28 protein-coding genes and 1 pseudogene are annotated in these 26,297 nt (G+C 71.0%); 19 read left to right on the top strand and 10 right to left on the bottom strand.

Annotated elements, in window-relative coordinates:
- Positions 1 to 9 precede the first annotated feature (9 nt).
- Genes ABGB01_RS03745 through ABGB01_RS03735 form a run of 3 tightly spaced genes read left to right on the top strand, consistent with a single transcriptional unit; the run spans position 10 to position 2,818 of the window.
- Positions 10 to 1,149, top strand: coding sequence for a hypothetical protein (locus ABGB01_RS03745; RefSeq protein ID WP_347770298.1), 1,140 nt, complete (start codon positions 10 to 12; stop codon positions 1,147 to 1,149).
- Positions 1,146 to 2,429, top strand: a complete 1,284-nt coding sequence (locus tag ABGB01_RS03740) for a hypothetical protein (RefSeq protein WP_347770296.1) — start codon at positions 1,146 to 1,148, stop codon at positions 2,427 to 2,429. The genes ABGB01_RS03745 and ABGB01_RS03740 overlap by 4 nt, the downstream gene beginning before the upstream one ends.
- Complete coding sequence (locus tag ABGB01_RS03735; protein ID WP_347770294.1) at positions 2,429 to 2,818, top strand: hypothetical protein; 390 nt, start codon at positions 2,429 to 2,431, stop codon at positions 2,816 to 2,818. Before ABGB01_RS03740 ends, ABGB01_RS03735 begins: the two co-directional genes overlap by 1 nt.
- 11 nt (positions 2,819 to 2,829) lie before the next feature.
- On the opposite strand, the gene ABGB01_RS03730 is transcribed toward ABGB01_RS03735, so the two are convergent.
- Together ABGB01_RS03730 and ABGB01_RS03725 are read right to left on the bottom strand one after the other, a co-directional pair.
- Positions 2,830 to 2,961, bottom strand: coding sequence for an NmrA family NAD(P)-binding protein (locus tag ABGB01_RS03730; RefSeq protein WP_347770292.1), 132 nt, complete (start codon positions 2,959 to 2,961; stop codon positions 2,830 to 2,832).
- Positions 2,958 to 3,323 (bottom strand): SgcJ/EcaC family oxidoreductase, encoded by a 366-nt coding sequence (locus ABGB01_RS03725; RefSeq protein ID WP_347770290.1) that lies wholly within the window; start codon positions 3,321 to 3,323, stop codon positions 2,958 to 2,960. Before ABGB01_RS03725 ends, ABGB01_RS03730 begins: the two co-directional genes overlap by 4 nt.
- Here ABGB01_RS03725 and ABGB01_RS03720 point away from each other — a divergent pair.
- Positions 3,310 to 3,819 (top strand): TetR family transcriptional regulator, encoded by a 510-nt coding sequence (locus ABGB01_RS03720; protein WP_347770288.1) that lies wholly within the window; start codon positions 3,310 to 3,312, stop codon positions 3,817 to 3,819. The two genes, ABGB01_RS03725 and ABGB01_RS03720, sit on opposite strands and share 14 nt — an antisense overlap.
- Here ABGB01_RS03720 and ABGB01_RS03715 read toward each other — a convergent pair.
- From ABGB01_RS03715 to rph, 4 genes are all read right to left on the bottom strand, one after another.
- Complete coding sequence (locus tag ABGB01_RS03715; protein WP_347770286.1) at positions 3,735 to 4,424, bottom strand: winged helix-turn-helix transcriptional regulator; 690 nt, start codon at positions 4,422 to 4,424, stop codon at positions 3,735 to 3,737. The two genes, ABGB01_RS03720 and ABGB01_RS03715, sit on opposite strands and share 85 nt — an antisense overlap.
- 9 nt (positions 4,425 to 4,433) lie before the next feature.
- The gene (locus tag ABGB01_RS03710) at positions 4,434 to 5,144 is read right to left on the bottom strand and encodes an alpha/beta hydrolase (protein WP_347770284.1); all 711 of its coding nucleotides are present in this window, start codon (positions 5,142 to 5,144) and stop codon (positions 4,434 to 4,436) included.
- Positions 5,141 to 6,085 (bottom strand): LLM class flavin-dependent oxidoreductase, encoded by a 945-nt coding sequence (locus ABGB01_RS03705; protein WP_347770282.1) that lies wholly within the window; start codon positions 6,083 to 6,085, stop codon positions 5,141 to 5,143. The genes ABGB01_RS03710 and ABGB01_RS03705 overlap by 4 nt, the downstream gene beginning before the upstream one ends.
- A gap of 581 nt (positions 6,086 to 6,666) precedes the next feature.
- A complete protein-coding gene (gene rph / locus ABGB01_RS03700) occupies positions 6,667 to 9,261 on the bottom strand; it encodes a rifamycin-inactivating phosphotransferase (protein WP_347770280.1) in 2,595 nt (864 codons plus the stop codon).
- Between the two features lie 291 nt (positions 9,262 to 9,552).
- Here rph and lexA point away from each other — a divergent pair, with 291 nt between their 5' ends.
- Positions 9,553 to 10,221: a transcriptional repressor LexA gene (gene lexA, locus ABGB01_RS03695; protein ID WP_347770278.1), complete on the top strand. Its 669-nt coding sequence runs from the start codon at positions 9,553 to 9,555 to the stop codon at positions 10,219 to 10,221.
- A gap of 153 nt (positions 10,222 to 10,374) precedes the next feature.
- Here the strand turns inward: lexA and ABGB01_RS03690 are convergent, their stop codons facing one another.
- Positions 10,375 to 11,598: a serine hydrolase domain-containing protein gene (locus ABGB01_RS03690; protein ID WP_347770276.1), complete on the bottom strand. Its 1,224-nt coding sequence runs from the start codon at positions 11,596 to 11,598 to the stop codon at positions 10,375 to 10,377.
- A gap of 381 nt (positions 11,599 to 11,979) precedes the next feature.
- Between ABGB01_RS03690 and ABGB01_RS03685 the strand changes: the two genes are divergently transcribed.
- Together ABGB01_RS03685 and ABGB01_RS03680 are read left to right on the top strand one after the other, a co-directional pair.
- On the top strand, positions 11,980 to 12,756 hold the full coding sequence (locus tag ABGB01_RS03685; RefSeq protein ID WP_347770274.1) for a MerR family transcriptional regulator: 777 nt from the start codon (positions 11,980 to 11,982) through the stop codon (positions 12,754 to 12,756).
- Between the two features lie 209 nt (positions 12,757 to 12,965).
- Entirely contained in the window at positions 12,966 to 14,117 is a 1,152-nt protein-coding gene (locus ABGB01_RS03680; RefSeq protein ID WP_347770272.1) for an NAD(P)/FAD-dependent oxidoreductase, read from the top strand.
- A gap of 64 nt (positions 14,118 to 14,181) precedes the next feature.
- Here ABGB01_RS03680 and ABGB01_RS03675 read toward each other — a convergent pair.
- Positions 14,182 to 14,387: pseudogene (locus ABGB01_RS03675) on the bottom strand (helix-turn-helix domain-containing protein); the annotation flags it as partial.
- Positions 14,388 to 14,558: 171 nt separating this feature from the next.
- On the opposite strand from ABGB01_RS03675, the gene ABGB01_RS03670 reads away from it, so the two are divergent.
- From ABGB01_RS03670 to ABGB01_RS03655, 4 genes are all read left to right on the top strand, one after another.
- On the top strand, positions 14,559 to 14,831 hold the full coding sequence (locus tag ABGB01_RS03670) for a hypothetical protein (RefSeq protein ID WP_347770270.1): 273 nt from the start codon (positions 14,559 to 14,561) through the stop codon (positions 14,829 to 14,831).
- A gap of 124 nt (positions 14,832 to 14,955) precedes the next feature.
- On the top strand, positions 14,956 to 15,564 hold the full coding sequence (locus ABGB01_RS03665; RefSeq protein WP_347770268.1) for a dihydrofolate reductase family protein: 609 nt from the start codon (positions 14,956 to 14,958) through the stop codon (positions 15,562 to 15,564).
- Positions 15,565 to 15,617: 53 nt separating this feature from the next.
- Entirely contained in the window at positions 15,618 to 15,941 is a 324-nt protein-coding gene (locus ABGB01_RS03660) for a YciI family protein (protein WP_347770266.1), read from the top strand.
- Positions 15,938 to 17,170, top strand: coding sequence for a DUF6596 domain-containing protein (locus ABGB01_RS03655; RefSeq protein WP_347770264.1), 1,233 nt, complete (start codon positions 15,938 to 15,940; stop codon positions 17,168 to 17,170). Before ABGB01_RS03660 ends, ABGB01_RS03655 begins: the two co-directional genes overlap by 4 nt.
- Positions 17,171 to 17,350: 180 nt before the next feature.
- On the opposite strand, the gene ABGB01_RS03650 is transcribed toward ABGB01_RS03655, so the two are convergent.
- Positions 17,351 to 18,211, bottom strand: a complete 861-nt coding sequence (locus tag ABGB01_RS03650) for a UbiA family prenyltransferase (protein WP_347770262.1) — start codon at positions 18,209 to 18,211, stop codon at positions 17,351 to 17,353.
- Between the two features lie 174 nt (positions 18,212 to 18,385).
- On the opposite strand from ABGB01_RS03650, the gene ABGB01_RS03645 reads away from it, so the two are divergent.
- The 4 genes from ABGB01_RS03645 to ABGB01_RS03630 all read left to right on the top strand — a co-directional run bounded on the left by ABGB01_RS03645 (position 18,386) and on the right by ABGB01_RS03630 (position 22,483).
- A complete protein-coding gene (locus tag ABGB01_RS03645) occupies positions 18,386 to 19,438 on the top strand; it encodes a 3-oxoacyl-[acyl-carrier-protein] synthase III C-terminal domain-containing protein (protein WP_347770260.1) in 1,053 nt (350 codons plus the stop codon).
- A 42-nt stretch (positions 19,439 to 19,480) separates the two neighbouring features.
- Positions 19,481 to 20,002 (top strand): isoprenylcysteine carboxylmethyltransferase family protein, encoded by a 522-nt coding sequence (locus ABGB01_RS03640; protein ID WP_347770258.1) that lies wholly within the window; start codon positions 19,481 to 19,483, stop codon positions 20,000 to 20,002.
- Positions 20,003 to 20,006: 4 nt separating this feature from the next.
- Positions 20,007 to 21,020, top strand: a complete 1,014-nt coding sequence (locus tag ABGB01_RS03635) for an NAD(P)/FAD-dependent oxidoreductase (RefSeq protein WP_347770256.1) — start codon at positions 20,007 to 20,009, stop codon at positions 21,018 to 21,020.
- 152 nt (positions 21,021 to 21,172) lie between these two features.
- Positions 21,173 to 22,483: a family 43 glycosylhydrolase gene (locus ABGB01_RS03630; protein ID WP_347770254.1), complete on the top strand. Its 1,311-nt coding sequence runs from the start codon at positions 21,173 to 21,175 to the stop codon at positions 22,481 to 22,483.
- A 150-nt stretch (positions 22,484 to 22,633) separates the two neighbouring features.
- On the opposite strand, the gene ABGB01_RS03625 is transcribed toward ABGB01_RS03630, so the two are convergent.
- On the bottom strand, positions 22,634 to 23,293 hold the full coding sequence (locus ABGB01_RS03625) for a zinc-binding dehydrogenase (protein WP_347770253.1): 660 nt from the start codon (positions 23,291 to 23,293) through the stop codon (positions 22,634 to 22,636).
- Here ABGB01_RS03625 and ABGB01_RS03620 point away from each other — a divergent pair.
- The 4 genes from ABGB01_RS03620 (at position 23,283) to ABGB01_RS03605 (ending at position 26,293) form a co-directional block, all read left to right on the top strand.
- Positions 23,283 to 23,411, top strand: coding sequence for a hypothetical protein (locus tag ABGB01_RS03620; RefSeq protein WP_347770251.1), 129 nt, complete (start codon positions 23,283 to 23,285; stop codon positions 23,409 to 23,411). The two genes, ABGB01_RS03625 and ABGB01_RS03620, sit on opposite strands and share 11 nt — an antisense overlap.
- A gap of 165 nt (positions 23,412 to 23,576) precedes the next feature.
- Positions 23,577 to 24,734 (top strand): tryptophan synthase subunit beta, encoded by a 1,158-nt coding sequence (gene trpB, locus ABGB01_RS03615; RefSeq protein WP_347771228.1) that lies wholly within the window; start codon positions 23,577 to 23,579, stop codon positions 24,732 to 24,734.
- On the top strand, positions 24,731 to 25,528 hold the full coding sequence (gene trpA, locus ABGB01_RS03610) for a tryptophan synthase subunit alpha (RefSeq protein ID WP_347770249.1): 798 nt from the start codon (positions 24,731 to 24,733) through the stop codon (positions 25,526 to 25,528). The genes trpB and trpA overlap by 4 nt, the downstream gene beginning before the upstream one ends.
- Before the next feature lie 9 nt (positions 25,529 to 25,537).
- Positions 25,538 to 26,293: a GntR family transcriptional regulator gene (locus ABGB01_RS03605; protein WP_347770247.1), complete on the top strand. Its 756-nt coding sequence runs from the start codon at positions 25,538 to 25,540 to the stop codon at positions 26,291 to 26,293.
- The last annotated feature ends 4 nt before the right edge of the window (positions 26,294 to 26,297 follow it).

Genomic DNA, 26,297 nt, shown 5'->3' with positions numbered 1-26,297 from the left:
AATCACGAAGTGGCATCTGACGCCGCCGGCATCCGGCGATTCGTGGCGGACACCAGGGAGCCCCGCGGATGGGTGACCCCCAGGACGGACCTGGTGACGGCGCTGCTCGGCATCTGGTTCGGCATCGGGCTGATGATCGACGCCTGGGCGCACAGCAACCTGACCGAGCTGGAGACGTTCTTCACCCCGTGGCACGCGGTGTTCTACTCCGGCTTCACCGTGGTCTCGGGCTGGATCATCTGGCAGGTGTGGCGCAACGTGCGCGCCGGCCGGCAAGGGCTCGCCGCAGTCCCCACCGGCTACCTCGCCGGGCTGGTGGCGATTCCCGCGTTCGCCGCCTTCGGGCTCGCCGACATGCTGTGGCATACCCTCCTCGGCATCGAGACGACCATCGACATCTTCTTCAGCCCGTCACACCTCGGCCTCGTCGTCACGATGACGCTCATCATCACGACACCGCTGCGCTCGGCGTGGAGAGCCCCCGACGTCGGCGCCCGGCCACCGCTCGGGCGCCTGCTGCCCGCGCTCGTGGGGCTCGCGTTCGCCACCACGCTGGTGTCGCTGTTCCTGTCGTACGGCGACGCCCTGCAGTTCCGGCCCCAGGCGATCGTCCAGGCGTTCTCCCTGGCCGGGGACCCGGCCGCCACGCCACCGGGCACCGGCCCCCGACCTGTCGCCGTGAGCGCCGATCGGGTGGCCGCCTCGATGGTCGTCACCAACGTCATCATGCTCAGCCCGGTGCTGCTCCTGGCGCGCCGCTGGCTGCTGCCGTTCGGTTCGGTGACCGTCATGTACACGATCATGGCGCTCATGCCGGGTGCCCAGACGGCGTTCCGCAACCTGCCGATCCTGCTGTCGTTCGTGGCCGCCGGGTTCGCCGGCGACCTGCTGATCCGCCGGCTGCGGCCGTCAGGTGAGCGGCGCGCCGCCTACTGGGCCTTCGCCGGGCTGTCCGCCTTCATTACCTGGTCGCTGTACCTCGGGATCGCCTCGGCCACCGGGGGCGGCCTGCCCGGCGTGCCCGAACTGTGGACCGGCGCGCCCATCGTCGCCGGGCTGATCGGGCTGGCGCTCGGGGCGCTGTTCCTGCCCGACGCGGTCACCGCCCGGCCGCTTCCGCCCGGCCAGGCCGTCACCGGCCGGGCATGATCCGAGCCCTGTGCCTGGCCGCCGTCCTCGTACTGGCCTCGGCCGCCCCCGCCGCGGCGCACACCGTCACGGCAGGGGCGGACCTGCGGATCGCCCAGACGATCGCCGGCGCCGAGCTCACCGTGGTGATCAAAGGAACGACCCGGGTGCCGGGACCGCTGCGGATGGCCGTCATCGCCTACCAACCGGTCTCCGGCCTGCCCGTAGCGCTCGAGATCCGCTCGGCCGAGGACGGCCGTACGGTGACCGGCGCCACCCAGGCGACGGCGAACCCGCGCTACGTCCAGCTCCAGGTGGAGCGGACCGGGCCGCACGAGCTGAAGCTGAGCGCCGGGGACGAGAGCTCCGTGATCCCGTTCCGCGTCCTCGTCGAACGCGAACCGGCAGGCGAACTCCTCATCTACGGCGGCCTGCTGGTGGCCGCCGTGCTCCTGGTGGGCGGCCTGCTCACCGGGGCGACGGCCCGGCCGGGCAGGGCGATGGCCCTCGCCGCGGGCGCGGCGGCCGGGATGACGGTCGCCGCCATGGTCATCGTGTTCGAACCCCGGCTGCCCGCACCGACGCCCGACGGGGCCCTCCCCGCTCCCCCGGCATCGACCGCGCGGGGGCGGCCGTACGCGCAGGCCCGGGTGACGACCGTGCCCGCCCGGCCGGAGGCAGGGAAGGAGTTCACGCTGCGAATGGACCTCACCGACGGCTCGACCGGGCGGCCGGTCGACGACCTCACCGCGCACCACGAGGCGCTCGCCCATGTGGTCGTCACCAGCGAGGACGGACGGTATTTCCGCCATCTGCACCCCCTGCGCACGAGGCCCGGGCGCCTGGAGGTCAGGCTGAGCGCCGACCGCCCCGGCCGCTACCTGGCGCACGCCGAGCTCGAACGGGAGGAGTCGGGCGGGCAACTCCTCACCGCCGGCTTCACCGTCGGAGCGAGCGCCGACACCTCGGAGAAGACAGGCGCGAGCCGGGAGACCGGCGCCTCCGCCACGCCGCGGCTGCGCCCCGCCGCGCCCGTCACGGGCCGTCCCGCGACCGTCGAACTGCACACGCCCACCGGCGTACGGCCCTGGCTCGGCATGTCCGGCCACCTGCTCATACGCGACCAGGACGGCGACTTCTTCGGCCACGTGCACGAGATGGGCGCCCCCGGATCCCGGGTGCGCTTCACCTTCAGCTTCCCCGAACCCGGCCGCTACCTCGCCTGGATCCAGTACGCCACCGCCGACCGCATCGTGACCGTACCTTTCACCGTGAACGTGACCGCATCGGAGACCCCGTGATGAAGAGGTGGCACGCCGGGGCCGCGGCCACGCTCGCGGCAGCGGCGGTGGCGTTGTTCGTCGCGGGCAGGAGCACGGCCGCCCGACCGGTCGACCTGACCACCACGGGCACCCGCTACGCCGCCACCATCCTCATCGCGGACCCGGCCCCCGGCCGGATCACCGTGGAGATCCAGGTGAGCGAGGGCGACGCCGACACCGTGACCCTGTCGGCGGTCATGACCGAAATGGGACACTCCACACCCGAGATCCCCGCCACCGAGCGAGAACCCGGCCGCTTCGTCGCCGTGGGCGAGCTGTTCTCGATGAGCGGCGTCTGGGAACTGTCGATCCGCCTCGACGGCCCCGCCGGCGAGGAGCAACTCGCCGTCAGAACGTTGATCACGTGACGGGGTGCCGGTCAGGCGGTTCGCCTTGGGCTTCGAATGTCGCGCACCAGCGCGCGGACCTGCCGGCCGCGCTTCAGGAGGTGGCGTGCGGTGGCGCCACCCTGCCGGCCGGTGCCACCGATGACCAGAGCCAGGTTGCTCATGACGTCACCACCGGGGTGGTCTGTGCCAGCGCGATCCGCCAGCTGCCGCTCTCCTTGACCAGCACGAACGTCAGCGCTCCCGTCCGCCCGTCGTTGACATGCTTGATCAGGCCGGCCAGCGCCACATCCGGCCGCAGAAACGTGACGTCGAGCAGCTCGTTCGTGGTCGACACGTCCTTCAGCGGTGTGCTCAGCGCCCGGGCCATCGCCTCCTTGACCTGGTCGCGACCGCGCAGCCGGATCCCGGTGAAGTTGACCAGCGACACCTCCTCGGTCAGCAGCCCGGTGAAACCGGCCACGTCGCTCTGCAGCCTCTCGGCGTCGCGGACGACCTGCCCAATCGCCTCGATGTCTGGGTTCATGTGCTTCTCCTCCACTAGCGGAGCGATTCGCTCCGCTAGTAAAGCTACTGCGGAGCGATCCGCTCCGCAACTGATAGAGTCTGTGACGATGACCACGCGCAAAGACCGTGCAGAACGCAACGACCGCGCATTGCTCCAGCCCGCCCGCGACGTTCTGGCAGAAGACGGCGCGCACACGCCCGTCGCCGCCATCGCTGCCCGCGCGGGCGTCGGCGCCGGCAGCCTCTACCGCCGCTACCAGACGCCGCCGGCCGGGGCACGGCCGCCGCGTGACCCCGCCATGGGCGCGATCGACCGAGCCGAGATCCCACCCCCGGCCGGCCGCCACCAGGAGGGCCGGCAGGACATCGCCGTTGGTTCGGGCCGAGCCATAACCCGGCTGCGGTCGGCGTGGGCGAGCAGGACGTTAGTTCATGACGCGGGGGCTTGTGCTGCTGACCGGGCTTGTGGGCGTGGGAGACGGAACAGCCGGTGCAGCCGGCGCAGGGCCTGGTGATCGCCGGAGGCGGAGGCGGCGCCGGTGTTGATCGCTTCGGCGAGGGATGACCGGCCCGCGGCGAGGTCACGGAAGACCTCTCCGCCGATCGTGAGGGTCACATCAGGGTGCTGGGCCGGCCCGTGCACCGTTTCGATGCTGCCGTCCTCGACGCGGGCATGGAAGACCTCCTCCTCGACACGGAACTCGTACAGTGCGTGAAGGCCGATGGCCGCCTCGGCGTCGAAGCACGCTCTCAGGCCGAGCACGGCCCAACCGGGATGGAAGGTCTCCCGTTCACGAGGTTCGCCCATGGCCCACTTCAGGCCCCACCGAGCCAAAGCCAGCACCGCGGGGCCGAGCTCCTCGCCGGCCTGCGTGAGGGCATAGGCAGGCGTGCGGGCCGGCGGCGGGAGGGTGATCTTGTGGATGAGTCCTTCGCGTTCCAGATGCTTCATCCGTGCGGCCAGCAGCCCGGTGCCCAGGCCGCGCAGGCTGTGCTGCAGGTCGCCGAAGCGCTTGGGGCCCGTCAGCAGCTCACGGACGAGTAGCAGGGTCCAGCGTTCACCGACGAGGTCGAGGGTGCGCGCGGTCGCGCAGTACTGGTTGTAGGTTCGCTGTTCCACTTCAGCATTCTAATTCCGAAGCTTCTCGTTATTGAACTGGCATGCGTGGGCTTCCAAGAGGAGGCGGGCCAGAACCTGCGGGTGGGTGAGCATCACGTCGTGTGGGCCGTCCAAGGCGATGGCCCGGTAGCCGACCTCCGCGGCGAACTGGTCGAAGGCATAAGTCTGCGGCCGGCAGTAGATGCCGGTGCCCGGTATCCGGTCGACGGCTCCGCTCAGCCGGGTCGTCTCGGTGAAGGTACGCAGCGACTGGGGTCGCAGACGCGGGACAAGCCAGGCCACGTCGTCGGGGTCGGTGACGCCGAACATCGCCGGAGCTGGAGCGGGAACCTGGTTGCCTGCGCTGGTGCGGGCGGCGGCCAGGATCGCATGGACGAAGGCCTCGGGCGCCAGGCCGAACATGCTGGCGCCATCGCCGCCGGCCCAGCCGTCCACCAGGATGACGTCATCCACCAGCCAGGGTCGCAGATCGGCCGCCTGCCGGACGACCAGGCCCGCATAACTATGCCCGACCAGCACCAGATCATCTGCCAGGCCTTCTTCGGCTGCGCCGTCGAGAGCGGCGAGGAGCTCCTGGACGTGCCCGTGCAAGCCGATGTCGCTGTTCAAGGTGAGGGCGGGGGTGATGGTTCGCGCTCCGGCCTGGTGGAGGAACGGGGTCAGGCGGTCCCAGGCCCAGGGGCCGTGCCAGGCGCCGTGGACGAGAACGAAGGTGGTCACAGGTGTCCTTCCGTGCGAATCAGGGGCATCACGAGGCCGGCGAACTCTTCCAGGCCAGCGTGGTGGTCGTCGGCGGCCAGGCGGATCACCACATGCTGTGCGCCGGCGCCGGTGTAGGCGTCGAGCCAGCCGGCGGCCTCATGCGCCGGACCGGCGAACATGGCCTGGATCGTCTCGACAACCTCCAGCGGGGCGTTGTAGTAGCGCTCGATGCTGGTCCGCAGGCGCCTGCGCGCACGCTCGGGGTCCTCGTCCAGGCACAACGTCGCATACAGCGCGGGGGTGAGCGTGCGGGCCGCCGACTGCTGGATGACGGCCAGATCGCGTGCATAGTTCTGCACGGCGGGCGGATACGGCAGCCAGCCGTCGGCCAGGCGCGCCACCCGCCGCAACACCGGTTCGCCGCCTCCGGCCAGCCAGATCGGCGGGCCTGCCGGCCGTGTCGGCGCAGGAGCCAGCCTCACGTCGTGGAAGTCGAAGTGCCGACCGGCGAAGGAGACCTCTTGCCCGGTCCACAGCCGCCGCATCGCCTCGATCGACTCCTCCAGGCGGCTGATGCGGCGAGCGAAGGCGACATCGACCGCGGCGAACTGGGCCTCGGTACCGGCGTTGGGGAATCCGCCGCCCATGCCGACGATCAGCCGCCCGTCGGCGAGCCGGTCCAAGGTGGCGAGCTGGTGCGCCAGCAGGATCGGATGGCGCAGCGCGGGCAGCAACACCGCGGTGCCGAGCGTGATGCGTCGAGTGGCGACGGCCACGGCCGCCATTAGCAGGAGCGGGTCGGCGCGTGGCCTGGTCACGGGGCTGTCGCCCGCCCAGATGGAGTCGAAACCCAGCGCCTCGGCGCGACGTGCCTGGTCGATCAGCTGGTCCGGATCGTGGTCGCCGCGGACGGCGTGATCGCGGGTCGGCAGCAGGTAGCCGATTTTCAGTGGAGTCATGTGTGGCCGCCTCGTGAGGTCATCAGGTTCCCGATCCTAGAAGCTAACTTCCTGATTTGAAAGTCTACGATTTATTTTCAGGAACCACCAAGCGGGACCTCCCCGAGCACCTGGATGGCGCCCGACAGCACCGCGTTGAGAATCAAGAACTGCAGGCCGATCCCGATCACCCAGCTGCGGCTGGTGAACTCTCGCCACCCTTGACGTAACTCGGCAAGCGGCCGGCTGCGCGGTACGCCAAGCGGCGTCGGCGATCATGCCGCAGACCGGTTCAGTGATCTGCTCCGCCAGGCCAACGTTCTGGCCAGGACGGGCACGTACAGCGCGATGATCGTTGGTGCCCCGGCGGGTGGCCTGGTGGTCGCCGCAGTCGGCTCAGGCTGGGCGTTGGCCATTGACGCCTCGGGTGCCGTGCCGGGCACTCTTGCGCTCGATTTCCCGCGGCCAGAGCGGGACCAGCCCGCGGGTTCGAGGTCAAGCCGGGCTGTCGGTGTTGTGGGTCTTTGCTGGAGCACGGGCGAAGCCCGTGCCTTGTTGGAGAGCGGTGGACGATGAACCGGCGAGCGCCTTTACATTGTAGATCAGTCGAGGATCTCGACGTAGCCCGCGGTCCCGTGAACGCGGATCCGCTGCCCGTCCCGGATCAGCCGGGTGGCCTGCTCCACACCCACCACGGCCGGCAGGCCGTACTCCCGCGCGATCACCGCCCCGTGCGTCATGAGGCCGCCCACCTCCGTCACCAGTCCGGCGACGGTGACGAACAGCGGGGTCCAGCTCGGGTCGGTGTAGGCGGTGACCAGGATGTCACCCTCCTCCAGGTCGGCCCGCGCCATGTCCATGACGACACGGGCACGGCCCTCGACGGTCCCGGCCGAGACCGGAAGGCCGGCCAGCGCGCCAGGCGGGGCGTCCTCGCTCCGGTACCGGCCCGTGATGACCTCGCCGTCCGACGTGAAGACCCGGGGCGGGGTGAGCGGCTCGTACGAGCGGAACGCCGCACGCCTTTCCAGAACGAGCTCGGCGTCCACCTCGTTGGTGCGCACGACTTCCTGCAACTCCTGGAACCTGAGGAAGAAGATGTCCTCTTTCTCGCGCAGAACGCCGGACGCGACGAGGCGATCGGCTTCTTGCAGCAACGCCTGCTTGTAGACGAAATAGCGGCGGATCATGCCGTACTTGGGGTATTCCCGGTAGCCGGCGAAGGTGCGGACGCGGTCGATCATCCGCTTGGTCTCCTCCGCCTTCTGCTCCCCGTGGGGCAGGGCGCGCAATCTTGTCAGCAGTTCCTGCTCTTTCCGCTGCGCCTCCTGGCGTCCCTGTTCGAAGCGTCGTTTGCCGGCGCCCGGCTCGAAGTTCTTGATGTTGCCGAGAATGGTGCGCACGAGCATGGCGGGATTCTCGCTCCAGCGCGTCCTCGTGATGTCGATCTCGCCCGCGCAGCGCATGCCGTACTCGTCGAGGTAGTCCCGGATGGCGTCATGTGCTTCCTGCCCGCCGGCCAGCCTGCGCAGCTCGTGCAGGAAGCCGTCACCCTCGCGGCCTTCGTCCACGACGCGGTGCAGGAACGTCACGACGTCCGCGTGCGGCCGGATCGTGTCAGCGACGTCGAGGAGCGCCAGCCCCATCTCCGACGTGACGTTGTGGGGGACGGATTGCGTGAGCGTGTCGGCCGCGTTCTTCTCGCCCAGCCACGCCTCCAGGCGGTCGTTGAGCCACCAGGCCGCCTCGAACCCCGTCATGATCACCTGGTGGCTCCGCGGGTCGAACAGGACCCGCTTCAGCTCCGCGAGGTCGGCCAGGATGAAGTCGAGCAGCGCCGGCCCGGACAAACCCTGGATCTTGCCCTGCAGGGTGGCGACGGATTCCTGATTGTTGCGGATCAGCTGGGTGACGATGGCCGGATCGGCCTCGATCGGTGCGGGTGACTCCACGGCGGGCGCGGCGCCAGAATCATCGTCCGGAAGCGAGCGCAGGAAGTCGCCACGGTCGACGACGCTCTGCAACGCGTCCCGGATGAGCGGGTCGGACCTCCCCAGCGCCTCGATGAGGCTCGTGCGACCCGCGGGCCTCGCCAGGAGGGGGGCCACGTCGACGAACAACCGTCCGCCCGCCTCGTGCATCGACCGTGGGGTGGTCAGCTGCCACAGGGAGAGCCCGAGCGGCTTCATCGCGTCGGTCATCATCTGCTGGTGACCGACGGAGACATAGAGGTGGTTTTCCCGGTCATCGGCCGGGGGAAGGGGGAACAGGGTGGTGATCGGCCGGCTCTGGACGATGTGCAAGTCGTCGCCGGCCAGGCACCACTCGATGTCCTGGGGCCGGCCGAAGTGCTCTTCGACGCGCCGGCCCAACCGCACCAGGCGCACGACCTGTGCCTCCGTCAGAGCCGGCTGCGTCTGCCGCCGCGGATCGGTCGGCGCCTCCCGCGTGCCGCCTCCCGGCGACGCCTGGACGAAGCGCGTCTTGGTGGCGACCTCTGTGGTGACGACCTGGTCCTCGCGCACCGTGTAGACGTCGCCGGCGACCAGACCGGACACCAGCGCCTCGCCGAGGCCCCAACCGGCTTCCACGGTGGCGACCTTCCGGTTGGAGGTCACGGGATCCGCTGTGAAGAGGATCCCGGCCGCGTCAGGGAACACCATCCGCTGGACGACCACCGCCATCCGTACCTTCCGGTGGTCGAAGCCGTTACGGCACCGGTAGGTCACCGCCCGCTCGGTGAACAGCGAGGCCCAGCACCTTCGGACGTGCCGCAGGACGGCCTCCAGACCCACGACGTTCAGGTAGGAATCCTGCTGGCCCGCGAAGGACGCGGTGGGCAGGTCCTCGGCCGTCGCGCTGGAACGCACCGCGTAGGCGCTCTGCTCCCCGAGCCGGGCAAGCGCCTCACTGATCGCCGCCACGAGATCATCCGGGACCGCGACGCCTTCGACGACGCGCCGGATGTCGGCGCTCAGGGTGCGGATCGCCTCGCGATCGTCGGGGTTCACTCGCGCCAGCAGGTCGAGCTGAGCGTCAATCGAGGAGGCCTCGGCAACGACCCGCTCGAAGGCGTCTGTCGTGACGCAGAAGCCGTCCGGCACGCGGACGCCCTCGATGCGCGAGAGCTCGCCGAGGTGCGCCCCCTTCCCGCCGACCTCTGCGATATTCGTCGCATCGATATGCTCGAAGCCCATCACGTAGCCCAATTTTCCGTGCTCCATCGTTCGTCGGGTGGTTCGCAGTGGGCAAGTATGGAGCACTTTCTGAGGTCTCATGAGGCGCCAGGATCTGCTATAAAGTGAAAGTGGCGGGAGGAGGATCGCAGCCCCCGCCAAAGCCTTGACACTCAGGCTCGGCCCTTCCCCTCAGGACACGATGTCCCGCACGGACAGCGGAATCGGTCAGGGGGAATCGCGCATCCAGAGCATCCGTCAAGGTCATGGCGCTTCGATCCGTACAACCCGGAGCAGCGGCTCACCTTTAACATGTCGCAGGTGACCACCTACGCCGATACCGACGCGTTCGAATATCTCGACTTCTCCGTTCTGCCGCAGCGCCAGCAGCGCGTCCTGGCCACGATCCGGGACTGGGTGGTCAGGTACGGTTATCCACCGAGCACACGCGAGATCGGCCGTGCGGTCGGGCTCCGGTCGCCCTCGTCGGTGGCGAAACACCTCAGGAGCCTGGAGGAGAAGGGTTTCCTCCGCAGGGGCACGTCGATGACCCGGCCGATCGATGTGCGTCCGTTCCTGCGAGCCGCGTCGCCGGAACCGGCCGGCGACGCGGTGACCGTGCCCGTGGTCGGAGACATCGCCGCGGGCGTTCCCATCCCGGCCGACGAGCACGTGGACGGCACGCTGCTGCTCTCCCGCGACCTCACCGGACGCGGTGACGTGTTCGCCCTCCGGGTGCGGGGCGACTCGATGATCGACGCGGCGATCTGCGACGGCGACATCGTCGTCGTACGGCAACAGCCCGAGGCGCACTCGGGCCAGATCGTCGCCGCGATGATCGACGGTGAGGCCACCGTCAAGGTGTTTCGCCGGCGCAACGGCCACGTCCATCTCGAACCACGCAATCCCGCCTACGACATCATCGACGGCGACGATGCCGTGGTACTGGGCATCGTCGTCTCGGTCGTCCGCAGCGTCTGAGCATCCGTACACGATCCCCACGGCCGCCGCGCCCGTAGCCCGCACGGCCGGGTCCCCCGGTCAGCGGACTGTGGACGACGCCGATGGAGACCTTGACGCCCGACGGCGATGGTGCGGATGGATTCCCCACCCTGCTGGCGTCCGCGCTCGGTGTCAGTCGTCGATGGCCTGGTAGAGGGTGGTCCAGAAGTCGTGGAACAGCCGCGCCGGATCCGGGGTGGACATCCCGACCTGGGTGAGCAGGATTCCGGTGAGCTGGTTGGTCGGGTCGGCGTAGACGGTGGTGCCGGTTCCGCCGTCCCAGCCGAACTGGCCGATGGGCGCGTAGTCGCGGCAGTAGGTGCGCACCGCCATTCCGAAGCCCCAGCCGCCGTGCAACCCCAGCCCGGACGACAGATGGGCGATGTTCCTGTACATCGTGTCGCGGGCGGCCTGTTGCGCGGGCGTGAGGCAGTTGATGGTCATCAACTCGACGGCGGGCCGGGACAGGATCCGCTGATCCTGGTGCATGCCCCTGTTCAGCAGCATCCGGAAGAAGGCGTGGTAGTCGTCGGCAGTGGAGACCAGTGCGCACCCCTGGAACACCGGAGGCCGGCTGACCCGTCCGTCTGCGGCCTCGTCCCACACCAGGAACTCTCCGGTCTGCGGGTCGGGCCCGTACAGGGGTGGTAGCCGGTCGATCTTGTCGGCGGGCACATGGTAACCGGTGTCGGTCATGCCCAGCGGATCGAGGATGCGTTCGCGCAGGAACGTCCCGAACGGCTGACCGGTGACCCTGGCAACGAGCACGCAGAGCACTTCGTGGCTGAGGTCGTACTGCCACCGCTGTCCGGGCTGGTACGACAGCGGGAGCTCGCCGAGGCGACGCATCCATTCGTCCGGCTCAGGCGCCGGTCCGGACGCCACGCCGTAGTCGGTCGCCTCAAACGTCGCGGCGCTGATCGGAGAGTCCAGTAGGTCGAAATCCATTCCGAGCCCGAACGTTGAGGTGAGCAGGTCTCGTACGGTGATCGGCCGGTGGGCCGGCACGGTGTCCTCCAGCGGGCCGCCGGGCCGTTTCAGCACCTTCCGGTTGGCCAGTTCGGGCAGCCACTCATCGACCGGGTCGTCCGGCCGTATCCGGCATTCGTCGAGCAGGACCATCGCCGCGGCCATCGTGACCGGCTTGGACACCGAGGCCATCCGAAAGATCGTGCATCGGCGCATCGGCGCGCCACCGTCATGCCGCATCGTCCCGAGCGCTTCGACGTGCGTCTGGCCTCCCCGGCTGACCAGGGCGACCAGCCCGGGAATCTTTCCGGACTGGACATGGCGTGCCATCACCTCGCGCAGTCTGCGCAGCCCCGCATCGGAGAAGCCGCTGTTGCTCTGCCTCATCATGAATCTTCTTGTCTCCAGCGTTCGATCTCACGGCGGCCTTGGTTGTTACCGGCCCCATCCAGGCGGCCATGCGATGAGCGTGCACCCTGTCCTAAGGTCAAGGTCAACACTGTCGCGATCACGAGCTGATCTGCGCCGATCTCAGGTGTCCCCGGGGCCTGGGCCAGCGGTTGGGCCGCGGTCCGCGCGGTCCGGCGCGGTGATGGACTGGAACAGCTACGCGCTACCCTCGCCCTATGATCGCCCGCCACCCGTACCCCAAGGTGAATGCGACGGTCGCCGGCGACCACGGCTCGATCCCGTGCACGGACTTTTGGGCCGTCGCCGACGCGGTGTGCGAGACCGCAGCCACCCGCGACCTGGAGGTGCGCCAAGCCGATGGCAGACGGGCTCACGATCGGTCAGGCGGCGGCGTTCGTCGGCGTCACGATCAAGACCGTGCGGCACTATCACCGGCTCGGCCTGGTCGCCGAGCCGGAACGGGACGGGTCGGGCTACCGGCGTTACCGGTCGGCCGACCTGCTGCGGCTGGTCCAGGTCCGGACGCTGGCCGAGGCCGGCGTGCCGCTGGCCGAGATCGGTGACCTGTTCGACTCCGACCCCGAGGAATTCGCCGCCTCCCTGGACGACGTCGAGCGGCGGCTCACCGAACGGATCGAGGACCTGATCGCGCGCCGCGACACGCTGCACCGGCTCGCCCACGGTGACCGGACCCTGCTACCCGACCGGGCCCGCGCGGTCTTGGACCGACTCGCCGAACGTGGCTTCAGCCCCGACTACGTGGCCGCCCAACGGGAGGCTCTGGTGCTGGCCCAGGCACTGGTTCCGGAGATCTTCGACAGCTTCCTGACCCGGCTCGAAAACTCGCTCGACGATCCCGAACTCGTCGAGCTGACCAAGCGCGGCGCCGATGCGATGTCCTGGGATCCCGACGACCCGCGGATCGAGGAACTGGCGTCCGCGCTGGCCGACAAGCTACTGGCCGACCGCGCGCTGCCGGCACCGCCGACCGGGTCTCAGAGCCGGGCCGACGCCGCCGCCCGGTACGGGTTGATCGACCACCACCGGGAAGACCAAGCGCCGGCCATCGCCCGGTTGAACGCGCTGGTCGAGGCGAAGCTGCGCGCGGCTGGGATCGACATCCCGCGTCAATGACCGACACCCGGCCACGATCGCCACTGCGGCCAGCCCCAAGGCGCGGTCCAAGCGTCCGACGAACCGCTCGTGAACGAACGCTCGGCCACGTGGCGTGGTCGATCGCCCTGGGCATGGCCGCCCCGCAGGTCAGCATGGTGTGACGTACGCCGAGCGGCCCGCGGAGCGTGAGGAGTTTCCGATCGTGCGTGCGGTGGGACAGACCTCGCATGGAGCGCATGTGGGACGTGGCGATCGTGGGAGCGGGACCGGCGGGCTCGGCGGCGGCGCTGCGGGCCGTGCAACTGCGCCCCCAGCTGCGGGTGCTGCTGCTCGACAGGGCCGACTTTCCCCGCGACAAGCCGTGCGGCGACGGCATCGCCGCCCACGGGCGCGACGAGCTGGCCCGGCTGGGCGTGCCCGCGCTCATCGACGACTACCGGCCCACGCCCCGCCTGACCGTGGTCTCGCCGGGCGGCGTGCGGGTCTCCGCCGAGGCCGGGCGGCCCAATCACGTGGTGCCGCGCCGGGTGTTCGACGCCCGTCTGGTGGCCGCCGCGCGGGCCAGGGGTGTCGAGGTACGCCGGCACCGTGTCAGGGATCTCACCATCGACGGGTCCGGCGTGGTCATCGACGGAGGGCTGCGGGCCCGTACGGTGGTGGCCGCCGACGGGGCGGGCTCGGTCGTGCGCCGCCTGATCGGCCTGCCCTCCCCCGCCGAGAAGCACACCGCCATCGCCGTGCGCGGCTACGCCGACGTGCCCGAGGAGGACGATGTGCAGCTCATCGCCATGCAGAAGGCGGGCTGGCCGGCCTATGCGTGGTCGTTCCCCATCGGCGACGGCACCGCGAACGTCGGCTTCGGCATGCTGCTGCCGAAGCTGCGCGCGGCGGGAGCGCCAGGGCGTCAGGTGCTGCACGGCAGGCTCGCCGAGCTGCTGCCCGAGCGGCACCCCCGCGATCTGCGCGCCCACCACCTGCCGCTCTCGACCGGACGGCCGGCGCCCGGCGCTGGACGGGTCCTGCTCGCCGGTGACGCCGCGGGCCTGATCAACCCGCTCACCGGCGAGGGCATCTACTACGCGCTGCTGTCCGGGCGGCTGGCGGCAGAGGCGGCGGTGGAGTCGCCGGGCGATCCGCTGACGCTGTACCGGAGCAAGCTGCGTGCAGCGCTCGGACGGCACCTGCGCACCACCGACGTGCTGGCCCGCCTGGCCCAGTCCCCCGGTTTCATCGACGCGGCGATCGCGACCGCGGCGCGCCGCAAGGAGGTGTTCGACCTGCTGGTGGAGGTGGGACTCGGGGCCGGTACGGTGCCCGCCCCGCTCGCGCTGGCCGTGGGGATGCGGTGGCTGCGCGGATCCCTGCGCGCCGCGCGGTGAACGGGGTCCCCGTAGCAACGACGGGGTTGAGGAACCCAGGAGCAGCGGTTGGCGCTGTACCCAACTCGGTCAGCTCATAGCTGACCTGCGGCGGCGTGGTTGGCTCGACGGTGCGCTCTACCAGCCCGTCGCGGACAAGGGTGCGCAGTTTGGCGGAGAGCATTTCTCACTGATGCCCTCGATGCGCTGGCGCAACTCGAAGAAGCGCATCGGCCCAGGCGTCAGGGCGGCCAGGATCAGAGGCACCCACCGTCCGGTGACATGTTCCATCACCTCCCGCCCGGGGCAGTCACTGTGGAACGTGTCACTGATCCACCGGGCATCGCTCTCGTCCGCCTGCTCACCTACCGCTATCTCTACGGCCCGAAGGTGCGTACTTACAAAATGTAAGCCCAAACCTAGCGTCTCTCGCATCTTCGTACGACGAGTCAGGAGAGACAGATGAACAGCAAGCAGGTGGCGCTGGTCGGCGGAGCCAGCCGGGGAATCGGGACCGCGACCGCGCGCGAGTTGGGTCGGCTCGGCTACGGCAAGGTGCCGCCGCCCGGCGGCTACGCCACCGACGAGGTTGCCCACGCGCCCGAGCCGTTCGACGCCCGCCACCACTGGTCAGGATCTTCGCGATCGACCTGGTCCACGAGCTTGTCCGCACTGGGCGCACTTGAGGAGGTGGAGCGCGGTCGCCGCGACACTGTCGTGCTGTCGGATCGCTGACGACCGGCGTCCCGGAAAATTTTTCAAGAAGTCCGGGAGGAGGTGTCGGATCGGGGCGGTGGTGTTCGTAGCAGGGGTGAGGCCGCCCGCAAGGAGGCGGCGCCTAGATAAAGGAACCGCGATCATGAAGCTGACGACCATGACTCAGGTCACCATCGATGGAGTGATGCAGGGAAACGGCGCCGCGTCGGATGACCGCAGGAACGGATTCGAGCGCGGCGGATGGGCCCGGGGGAAGGGCGACGACGAGACCAGGACGTTCATCACGCAGACCTACCAGCGCGCCGAGGCGTTCCTGTTCGGCCGGCGCACCTACGAGCTGTTCGCCGGCTCCTGGGGATCAATCGACCAGATGCGCGCACATCCCATCGGCGTGGCCTTGAACGAGGCCCCCAAGTACGTTGCCTCGACCACGCTCACCGCGCCGCGTTGGGAGGACACGACCGTTCTCCGCGGTGACCTCGCGGCGACCATCAGTGAGCTGAAGGCCAAGCCCGGGGGTGAGCTGCAGGTGCACGGCAGTGGCATCCTGACCCAGTGGCTGCTGGAGAACGACCTGGTCGACGAGATGATTCTGATCGTGATCCCGGTGATCCTCGGCCAGGGCGCGAGACTGTTCCCGCAGACCGGTCCGGATCTTGCGCTCGACCTGGTCGAGTCGCGGGTCGACTCCAAGGGCGTGACGATCCAGGCCTACCGGCCGGCCGGGCGCCCGCGGTATGCAACGGCCTGAAGTCTCTGACCACCGAACCACGCTGTCTTGACACCACAGGAGATGATCTTCAGATGCGGTACCTGGTTTCCGTGATCCATGACAAGAGCAATTCCGGCAGCACGGACAGGCGGCCTGCCATCAGCGCGTTCAACGAACGACTGATCGCCGAGGGCTACTGGGTTTTCTCGGGCGGACTCGCGGACACCGACGCGGCCACGGTCATCGACAACCGGGGCGAGCAGGCGGTGTTCAGCGACGGGCCTTTCGTGGAGTCGAAGGAGTACCTCGCCGGCGTCTGGGTGTGGGAGGCCCCCGATCTGGATGTGGCGCTCAAGCTCGCCGCCGAGGCGTCGAAGGTCTGCGATCGGAAGGTCGAGGTGCGGCCGTTCCTGTGAGCGACGTCGAGGAGGCGATCACCCGGGCCCACCACGACGAGTGGGCGCGGGTGGTGGCCGCCCTGACCAGGCGTTTCGGTGACCTCGACATCGCCGAGGAGGCGGCTGCCGAGGCGTTCGCGACCGCCGTGGAGCGGTGGCCGGCCGACGGCGTACCGCCCAATCCCGGCGCGTGGCTGACCACAACCGCCAGCCGCAAGGCCATCGACCGGATCCGGCGTGAGAACAAGCGCGACGACAAGCACAGGGAGGCTCAGATGACGTACGACGACCCGCCCGAGCCTGTCGGCGCCATCCATGACGATCGGCTCCGGCTGATCTTCACCTGCTGTCACCTGGCGCTGGCGATGGAAGCGCGCGTGGCGTTGACGCTGCGCATGGTCGGCGGTCTGACCGTGCCCGAGATCGCCCGTGCCTTCCTGGTGCAGGGGACGACCATGGAGCGGCGCATCACCCGCGCGAAGGCCAAGATCAAGGCGGCTCGCATCCCCTATCGGATGCCGTCCGCCGACGATCTGCCGGCTCGTGTCTCCGGCGTACTCGCCGTCCTATTCCTCGTCTTCAACGAGGGCTACCTGGCCAGCGGCCCCGACACCGATCCCGTACGGCACGACCTGACCACCGAGGCGATCCGGCTCACCCGCCTGATCCGCGCGCTCCTGCCGCAGGACGGAGAAGTGGCCGGGCTGCTGGCGCTGATGCTGCTCACCGACGCCCGCCGCACCGCCCGGATCTCGGCGAACGGCGAACTGGTCCCGCTCGACGAGCAGGACCGTGGGGCCTGGGACGCGGAACTGATCGCCGAAGGTCATCGGCTGGTGCGCGAGCGCCTGGCCGCTGCCGCTGCCGGGGTGGCTCCGGGTCGCTACCAGATCCTCGCCGCGATCAACGCGGTGCACACCTCCGCCCGCGACATCCGCGACACCGACTGGTCGCAGGTCCTCGCCCTCTACGACCAGCTCGTCCGTCTCGACCCCTCGCCGATCATCGCCCTCAACCGGGCCATCGCCGTGGCCGAGCTCGACGGGCCGGAGGTGGCACTGGCCATTGTTGACCGCCTTGCCGAGGCGTTGACCGGCTATCACGCCTACCACGCCACCCGCGCCGACCTGCTGCGCCGGCTGGGCCAAAGTCAGCAGTCACGCGCGGCCTACGACCGGGCCATCGAGCTGGCCAGCAACACCGGCGAGACCGCCTACCTCACCCGCCGCCGCGACCAACTGCAGTAGCGCCCGCGCTTGAAGAGCGCACTTGATACAGCGATGAAAGGCGACGCGGAACGCTGGCACTATTGACATGTTCAGACGCCACCCCCGTTCACGCCGGTCATCCAAACCCTGCGCGCGCTGCTGGCCGGGCAGCCCGCGGGATCCAGCTTCGCGGCGGCGGCGCTGTGGAGCGCGGCCACGTCACGCGGTGAGCGAGGCGCCGCCGGCGACCAGGAGGATCACGTCCACGGCCGCCACGGCGACGGCGGTGACGAACGGCACCCGTGACGACCTGGCCCCCAGCAGCCCCGTGGCCGCGAGGACCGAGGCGGCGGCCACGGCCAGCCAGCCCGCCACGCCGGGCGCGCCTCCGGGGCCGAAGACGAGCAGGCCGGTGGCGGCCAGCAGCGGCACGGGGACCAGAAGCCGTACGCGGGAGGCGCCCATGCGCTGCGGCCAGCCGCGTACGCCGGTGTCCAGGTCACCCGCGATGTCCGGCAGCACGTTGGCCAGGTGTGCGCCCACTCCGAGCAGCGCGGCGGCCAGGACCGCCCACCACGCGGGCCACGGCTCGCCGGGCAGGCCCAGCGTCACGAAGGCCGGCAGCACGCCGAACCCCACGGCGTAGGGCGCCCACGACAGGAGCGTCGCCTTCAGCCCGAGGTCGTACCCCCAGGCCGCCAGCACGCCGACGAGGTGCAGGGCGCCCGCCAGCCAGCCGGAGGCCAGCGACAGCGGCACGCAGCAGGCCAGCGCCACAAGAGCGGCGATGCGGACGGCACGCGCGCTCACCGTGCCGCCCGCGACGGGCTTGCCCGAGCGCCCGGCCGCCGCGTCGCGCTCGGCGTCGATCGCGTCGTTGCACCAGCCGATCGAGAGCTGCCCCGTCAGCACGGCCGCGCCCGCCAGCACGCACCCGGTCGCGTCGCGTCCCGTGGCCACGGCCAGCGCCGTGACCAGAGCGGTCACGGCCAGGGTCGGGCCGGGGTGGCACGCGAGCACCAGCCCGACGGCCGGCCGGCCCGGCCCGTCGCGCACGACCGCGGGATCGCGCTCAGTCACAAGGTGATCGTAGTCCGGGCGATGGCCGCCGGAATTCCGTGGTGCTCAGCGGCATCCCTGGCGTGCTCGGGCAGGTGTTCGGCGCGAACTCCGCCGTCCCAGCGTGGCTTAAACGACCAGTCGGACGGGAAACGTGCGGGAAGCAGGAGTTGTCGGCTGACGAGGGAGAACTGCATGACCCGTATCGCCGCAGTCCGTTGTGCCTTCCCTCCCCACCGCTACCCCCAGTCAGAGCTCACCGACATGGCCGCCCGCATCTGCCTGCCGGAGAACGGCGACCGGCGCCTCCTCGACCGCCTGCACCGCAGCGCCCGGGTGGACTACCGCCACCTCGCGCTGCCCGTCGAGCAGTACGAGAAGCTCAATGGCTTCGGCGCCGCCAACGACGCCTTCGTCTCGGTCGCCGTGGACCTGGGGCTCGAAAGCGTGAAGGCCGCGCTGGACGCGGCCGGACTGGAGCCGGCCGACGTGGACATGATCATGTTCACGTCGGTGACCGGCATCGCCGCGCCGTCCGTCGACGCCCGCCTGGCGGCGGCGCTCGGACTGCGGCCCGACGTCAAGCGGGTGCCCGTCTTCGGTCTGGGCTGCGTGGCCGGAGCGGCGGGCATCGCCAGGGTTCATGACTACCTGCGCGGCTGGCCGGACCACGTGGCCGTGCTGCTGTCGGTGGAGTTGTGCTCGCTCACCGTCCAGCGGGGCGACTCCTCGCCCGCCAACCTGGTCGCCAGCGCATTATTCGGCGACGGCGCGGCCGCGGTGGTGGCCTGCGGCGGCGGACGCGAGACGGCCGGTCCCACGGTGGTGGCCACGCGCAGCCACCTGTACCCGGGCTCCGAGCACGTCATGGGCTGGCAGGTGGGCGACACCGGGTTCCGGGTGATGCTGGACGCGAGCGTCCCGGAGGTCGTACGGCGGTACCTGGCCGACGACGTGCACGGCTTCCTGGCCGAGCACGGGTTGACGGCCGGGGAGGTGACGGCGTGGGTGTGCCATCCCGGCGGGCCGAAGGTGCTCGAAGCCGTGTCGGACGTGCTCGCCCTGCCCGCGGACGCGCTCGACGTGACGTGGCGCTCGCTGGCGGCCAACGGCAACCTGTCCTCGTCCTCGGTCCTGCAGGTGCTCGGTGACACCCTCGCCACCCGGCGGCCGGAGCCGGGAGCCTGGGGACTGATCATCGCCATGGGGCCGGGCTTCTGCTCGGAACTCGTCCTGATCCGCTGGTGACCGTGCCCCCGTGCTCATGACCCGATTGCTGGTGCTTGCCTTATGACCTGGTATCTGGCGCTCGTCGTGCTGGTCGGCCTGGAACGTCTGGCCGAGCTGGTCGTCGCCCGGCGCAACGCCGCGTGGAGCATGGCACGCGGCGGTGTCGTCTCCGGTCAGGGTCACTATCCGTGGATGGTGGCCCTGCACACGGGGTTGCTCGTCTGCGCGCCGCTGGAGGTCGTGCTGGCGCAGCGGCCCTTCCTGCCCGCGCTCGGCTGGCCGATGCTCGCCCTCGTCGTGGCCGCCCAGGGGCTGCGGTGGTGGTGCATCGCCTCGCTCGGGCCGCGCTGGAACACGCAGGTGATCGTGGTGCCCGGCCTGCCGCTGGTGACGCGCGGACCCTACCGGTTCCGGTGGCTGCGGCATCCGAATTACGTGGCGGTGGCGGTCGAAGGGCTCGCGCTGCCGCTGGTGCACACGGCCTGGATGACCGCACTGGCGTTCACGGTGCTCAACGCCGTGCTGATGGTGGTGCGGATCCGCTGCGAGAACGCGGCTCTCACCCTCGCGTCCGAGCGGTGACGGCGTGATCGACGTGCTCGTCGCGGGCGGCGGCCCGGCGGGGCTGGCGACGGCCGTGCACGCGGCGCTGGCCGGGATGGAGGCGGTCGTCGTCGAGCCGCGGGCCGGGCCCGTGGACAAGGCGTGCGGCGAGGGCGTCATGCCGGGCGGGGTGGCGGCACTGGCGGCGATGGGGGTCGAGGTCGAGGGACACGAGTTTCGCGGCATCCACTACCTCGACGGCCGGCGGGAGGTGCGGGCCGCCTTCGCCGCCGCTCCCGGCCTGGGCGTGCGCCGTACGCACCTGCACTCGGCGCTCGCGCGACGGGCCGCCGAGCTGGGCGTCAAGACGGTCACCGGCAAGATCACCCGCGTGGAGCAGGACCGGGACGGCGTGCGGGCCGCCGGGCTGCGGGCCCGCTGGCTGGTGGCCGCCGACGGGCTGCACTCCCCGCTGCGCCGCTCCCTCGGCCTCGGCCTGCCCGCGCGCGGACCCCGCAGGTACGGCCAGCGCAGGCACTACAGGATCGAACCGTGGACCGACTTCGTCGAGGTCCACTGGTCGCGCTCCGGCGAAGCCTACGTCACGCCCGTCGCCGGCGACCTGATCGGCGTCGCGATCCTCAGCTCGGTGCGGCGCCGCTACGACGAGCACCTGCGCGACTTCCCCGGCCTGAGCCGCCGCCTGCACGGCCCGGCCGTCACCGTGGTGCGCGGCGCGGGCCCGCTGCGCCAGGCGGTGCGTGCCCGCCGCGCAGGACGCGTCCTGCTGGTCGGGGACGCCGCCGGCTACGTGGACGCGCTCACCGGCGAGGGCGTCTCGCTGGCCGTGCGCTCGGCCGAAGTGCTGGTCAGGTGCCTGGCCGAGGACCGGCCCGAGGACTACGACGGCGCGTGGCTGCGGCTTTCTCGCACGCACCGGCTGTTGACGGGCGCGCTGGTGCAGGCCGCCCGCCGCCCCGGCACGGCCCGGCTGGTGGTGCCCGCCGCCCGCCGCCTGCCCGGCCTGTTCACGAACATCGTGAGGATCCTCGCCTGACTCCGTACGCGCGCCTCATGCAGAACACCTACGCGCGCGCCTCATGCAGAACACCGCTATTTCTTCCGACTTATTGACGTAAATCCACAGACTTCGGCAGACTCTCGGCATGCCGGCCGCAGGGCAGTGGCTGACGCGAGAGGACGTGACCGATGACTGATGCCGGAAACGAGCCGCAGGTGAACCGGAGATTCCTGCTGGCCGGGGCCGCAGGAGTGGTGGGGGCGGCGGCGCTGCCCGCGAGCGCGGAGGCCGCCTCGATGCGGAGACAACCCTCCAACTGGCCCGACCCCGAGCCCTACGGCCTCGCCGACACCCGCCTCGACCTGTGGCCGCGCGCGGACAACTCCTTCATCCTCCCGCTGGAGCTGCGTCCCAGGGACGAGGAGCTGGGCCGGGTGTGGATGCGGGACACCTACGTGAACTGCTTCGTGGTGGACGGCCGCCCGGTCTACGTCGCCACGGGCACCACCCGGGCGGCCGGCCAGGCCGGGCCGGCCCCGTGGAACGACGGCATCTTCGTCTGGGTGTCCTCGTCCCTGCGGGGGCCGTGGCGGCTGGCGGACACCACGCGCGTCCGGCCCGGCGCCGAGAAGGGCAAGGTCTGGTCGCCCGAGTTCGCCGGCGAGAACAAGCCAGGGCGGGTGGTGGTCGCCCCGTGGCAGGAGTACTGGAACGACGAGCAGTTCGGCAAGCGGGCCGCGGCCTGGGCCCCGGAGGTGCACCACTTCCGCGGCAAGTGGTACATCGTGGCGTGCATGGGCGACCACTCCCGGAAGGTCGGCTCGTTCATGCTGGTGAGCGAGGGCGGGGTCGAAGGGCCGTACCGGCTCGTGGAGGGCAACCACGACAAGCCCTTCGGCGACTCCTTCATCGGCGGGCCCGGCTTCATCGAGCCCGGCGCGTACCACCACATCGACGGCAGCCTCTACACCGAGGGCGGCGACGCGTGGCTGGTGCTGCACAACCACCTGTACGCCAGGTTCAGGGACGACATGGAGGACATCGTCCCGGTGACCGGCCTCCCGGCCTTCCGGCAGACGCCCTACACGCCCGAGCCGTACCTCGAAGGCGCGTACGTGTTCAAGCACGGCGGCAAGTACTACCTCCTGCACGCCGCCTGGAACCGCAGCTCGGCCAACCCCGACGGCAGCACCCGTTACGCCTACGACCCGCCTGGCGAGGGCCGCGCGCAGTACCACTACGACGCGGTCGTCGCCGTCTCCGACCGCTTCGAGGGGCCGTATTCGGAACGGTGGACCATGGGCGTCGGGGCCGGCCACAACAACATCTTCAAGGACCACGACGGCCGGCTCTGGGCGACGTTCTTCCGCAACCCGCGCTTCGGCTACTGGGCCGATCCTTCGCGCCGCGATGAGGCCGCCGTACCCGGCGTCGTCCGGCTGGAATGGACCGGCCCGCGGGGCCGCCGCCTGTACGTCCGCCGCCGCGACCACGGCTGACGATCCGGTTTCCGCCGCTCCGCGGCGGCGCGAGCGGGACGTGAGCCCGTGTCAGCGCCGCCGCGACGGCCGGCCGCCTGGCTTTCCCGTCGCGAGGGCGACATCATCTCGCCCGCCGAAACGAGCCGGTCCACCGGGCATGGCGACAGGCTACGCCAGTGCCGGACCACCACCGGCGGTGATCAGAGTCTTGCCGAACACGGTGCGGCTCTCGATCGCGGCATGGGCCGCCCCGGCCTGATCGAGCGGAAACGTCTGCCCGATGACCGGCGCGATCACACCCGCGGCCACCTCGCGCAGCGCCTGCTCGATGTAGCGCGTACGGTCACGGCCGGCGAGCTGCGCCGCTTCGATGCCGGTCACCGAGAGGTCCAGCGCGTCGGCCACCTGCCGGTCGACGCCAGAGAAACGACCGCTGGCCGCGCCGTGCGCGGAGAACCGGCCGCCGCGGGCGAGCAGCGTCGATGCGGCTTCGCCGATCGGAGCGCCGATGTTGTCCAGCACCACGTCGGCGCCGTGTCCGCCGAACACCGCCCGAGCCTGATCGAGCCAGTCCCGCTGATCCGCATCGATCAGCGCGTCGGGGCCGAACTGCTCGAGCCGCGCCAGCTTCGCGCCGCGGGCGACCGCGACCACCTTCGCCGCGCGGGCGCGGGCGAGTTGCACGCACAACACTCCCAGGCCTCCGCTGGCTCCGACCACCAGCACCTCGTCCCGTCGGCCCACTTTCGTGGTGTCGAACAGGGCCAGGGCGGTCGTCGCGTCGTGCACCACGGCCGCGGCCACCGCGAGGTCGACATTGTCGGGCACCGTCGACTGGCAGCACCTGACCGAGCGGCTCGTCGAGGAGGCCGAACGCCGGATGCGGCACCTCCGGCGCGTTCTCGACGACATCACCGGTGGCGACAAGCTGTGCGAGCTCCCCTGACAAGGGCTCGCGCCTGACAAGGGCTCGCGCTCCCCCCTTGTCCGGCCCGCGCCACCCGTGCCATGCTCACTGTTATAGAACTCTCAGAAGAGTTATAGAACGAAGGAGGTGTGCGGGATGCGATACGTGTCGTCAGGGCGGGAGCCCGTCCCATCGACGGGGACGATGGGCGAGCCGCGGGAGCGGGGCCGGTTCGGCGAATTCGGCGGGCGGTACGCGCCGGAGTCGCTGGTGGAGGCGTGCCGCGAGGTGGAGGAGGCGTTCCGGGAGGCGTGGGCGGACCCGGGATTCCGCGGCGACCTGGCGGAACTGCTCGCCCTGAACGCCGGACGTCCGACCCCGCTCACACCGGCCCGGCGGCTGTCGCAGGAGCTGGGCGTGCAGCTGTACCTCAAGCGCGAGGACCTCACCCACACCGGATCACACAAGATCAACAACGTGCTGGGCCAGGCCCTGCTCGCCGCGCGGATGGGACGGCGCAGGCTGATCGCCGAGACGGGGGCGGGCCAGCACGGGGTGGCCACCGCGACCGCCGCCGCGCTGCTCGGGCTGGAGGCCACGGTGTTCATGGGCGAGCGCGACATCGAGCGGCAGGCACTGAACGTGTTCCGGATGCGCATGCTGGGCGCCGAGGTGGTCCCGGTGACCACGGGCAGCCGTACCCTCAAGGACGCGACCAGCCAGGCCATGCGGCACTGGGTGGGCGTCACCGGCGACTCCCACTACTGCGTCGGCTCGGTCATCGGGCCGGACCCGTACCCGTGGATGGTCAGGGAGTTCCAGCGGGTCATCGGCGAGGAGGCCCGCGGGCAGTGCGCCGCCGAGCTGCGGACCGGCGTGCCGGATCACGTGGTCGCGTGCGTGGGCGGCGGCTCCAACGCGGCCGGCACGTTCGCCGGATTCGCCGACACCACGGCGCGCCTGGTCGGTGTCGAGGCGGAGGGCGGCGCGGGAGCGGCCCGCGGCCGGCCCGGCGTCCTGCACGGCTGCCGCTCGCTGTTCCTCCAGGACGACGACGGGCAGATCACCCCGGCGCACTCCATCGCCGCCGGGCTCGACTACCCGGGGGTCGGCCCCGAGCACGCCCACCTTAGTGATCTCGGCCGGGCCCGGTACGTCACGGTGACCGACGGCGAGGCCGCCGGCGCGGCGGTGCGCCTGGCGCGCACCGAGGGCATCGTCCCGGCGCTCGAATCGGCGCACGCCCTGGCCTGGGTGATCCGGGCCGCGGGCGGCGGCGAGCTGCCCGCCGGATCGACGGTGCTGATGACGTTGTCCGGCCGGGGCGACAAGGACATCTCCACGCTGAAGGAGCTGGTATGACGAACCCCACCCTGGCCGCGGGCACGGTCGAACACCACCTGCGTGCCCGCCGGGACGCGGGCCGCGGCCTGCTCATGCCGTACGTCACCGGGGGGATCACGCCCGGCTGGACGGACTACCTGCGGGCGTTCGCCGCCGCCGGCGCGGACGCGATCGAGGTCGGCCTGCCCTTCTCCGACCCCACGCTGGACGGCGTCACCATCCAGCAGGCGAACGACACGGCGCTGGCCCGGGGGGCGAGCACGCGCCGGATCCTCGCCGACCTGGCCGAGCTCCCGGACCTGGGCGTGCCGCTGGTCGCCAGCACCTACTACAACCTGGTGCTGCACGACGGGGACGAGGCGTTCTGCGCCGCGCTGCGCCGAGCCGGGGTCAGCGGTCTGATCGTGCCCGACCTGCCGGTGCACGAGGCCGGCGAGCTGACCGAGGTGGCCGCCGCCGGGATCGAGCTGGTCCTGCTGGCGTCGCCGGCCACGCCGGAGCCGAGGCTGGAGGAGATCTCGCGCCGCAGCCGGGGATTCGTCTACGCGGTGTCGCTGATGGGCACCACCGGCGAGCGGGCCGGACTCGCCGCCTCGGCGGCGGAGCTCACCGCGCGGATCAGGCGGGGCACCGACCGGCCGGTCTTGCTAGGATTTGGCATTTCCACGCCCGACCAGGCGCGGGAGGCCGGCCGGCACGCCGACGGCGTGGTGGTCGGCGCCGCGGTCATGCGGCGGGTGCTCGACGGGGCGGGGCCGGACGATCTGCTGGCCTTCCTCGCGACCCTGCGGCGGGCCCTCGACCAGGAGTGACGCACCACGATGACCCCCGACGCCGGGCACGAGGCGAGATACCGCGCCATCGCCGCCGACCTCGCCGCGAAGATCCGGTCGGGACACTACGCCCCCGGCGAGGCCCTGCCGCCGCAGCGGGAGCTGAGCGCCTCCTACGGGGTGACCCTCATGACGCTGCGCCAGGCGTTGCGGGAGCTCAGCGACGAGAGGCTGATCGTGCAGCGGCCCGGCAGGGGCACGTACGTGGCCCCGCCCCATCTGGCGTACCAGCTCGGCTCGCTCCGCAGCCTGGCCGACGATCTGCGCGAGCAGGGCCACGACGTGCGCACCGTGGTGGCCGGGCGGGCGATGCGGCGGGCCCCGGCCCCGATCGCCGCGGAGCTGCGGCTGCGGCCCGGCGACACCGCCCTGCGGCTGGAGCGGGTGCGCGAGTTCGCCGGCCGTCCCGCCGTCCACCAGGTGTCCTGGGTCCGCCGGCCGGTGGCCGACGAGATCCGCGAGCGCGACTTCACCGCCGTCTCCCTCTACACGGCCCTCGCCGACGCGGGAGTGGCGGTCGCCCGGGCGTCGGAGGTGGTCCGGCCGGGCCTGCTCGGCCCCGCCGCCGCCCGCCGCCTCCACGAGCCCGAGGGCAGCCCCGTGCTCGAAAGCACCCGGATCGCCTACACGCCCGACGCCGTTCCCCTGGTGTCCGACCACGCCACCATCCTGGGCACCATGATGGAGATCCGCACCGAACGCGCCGCCACCGGCCTGTCCCTGTCCTGGCGCGCCACCAGCTAGCCCG

Source organism: Nonomuraea sp. B5E05 (assembly GCF_039880665.1).
In the GTDB taxonomy this organism is placed as follows: domain Bacteria; phylum Actinomycetota; class Actinomycetes; order Streptosporangiales; family Streptosporangiaceae; genus Nonomuraea.
Note: the sequence above shows the minus strand (reverse complement) of the source record. Positions and strands in the feature narration are given on the sequence as shown.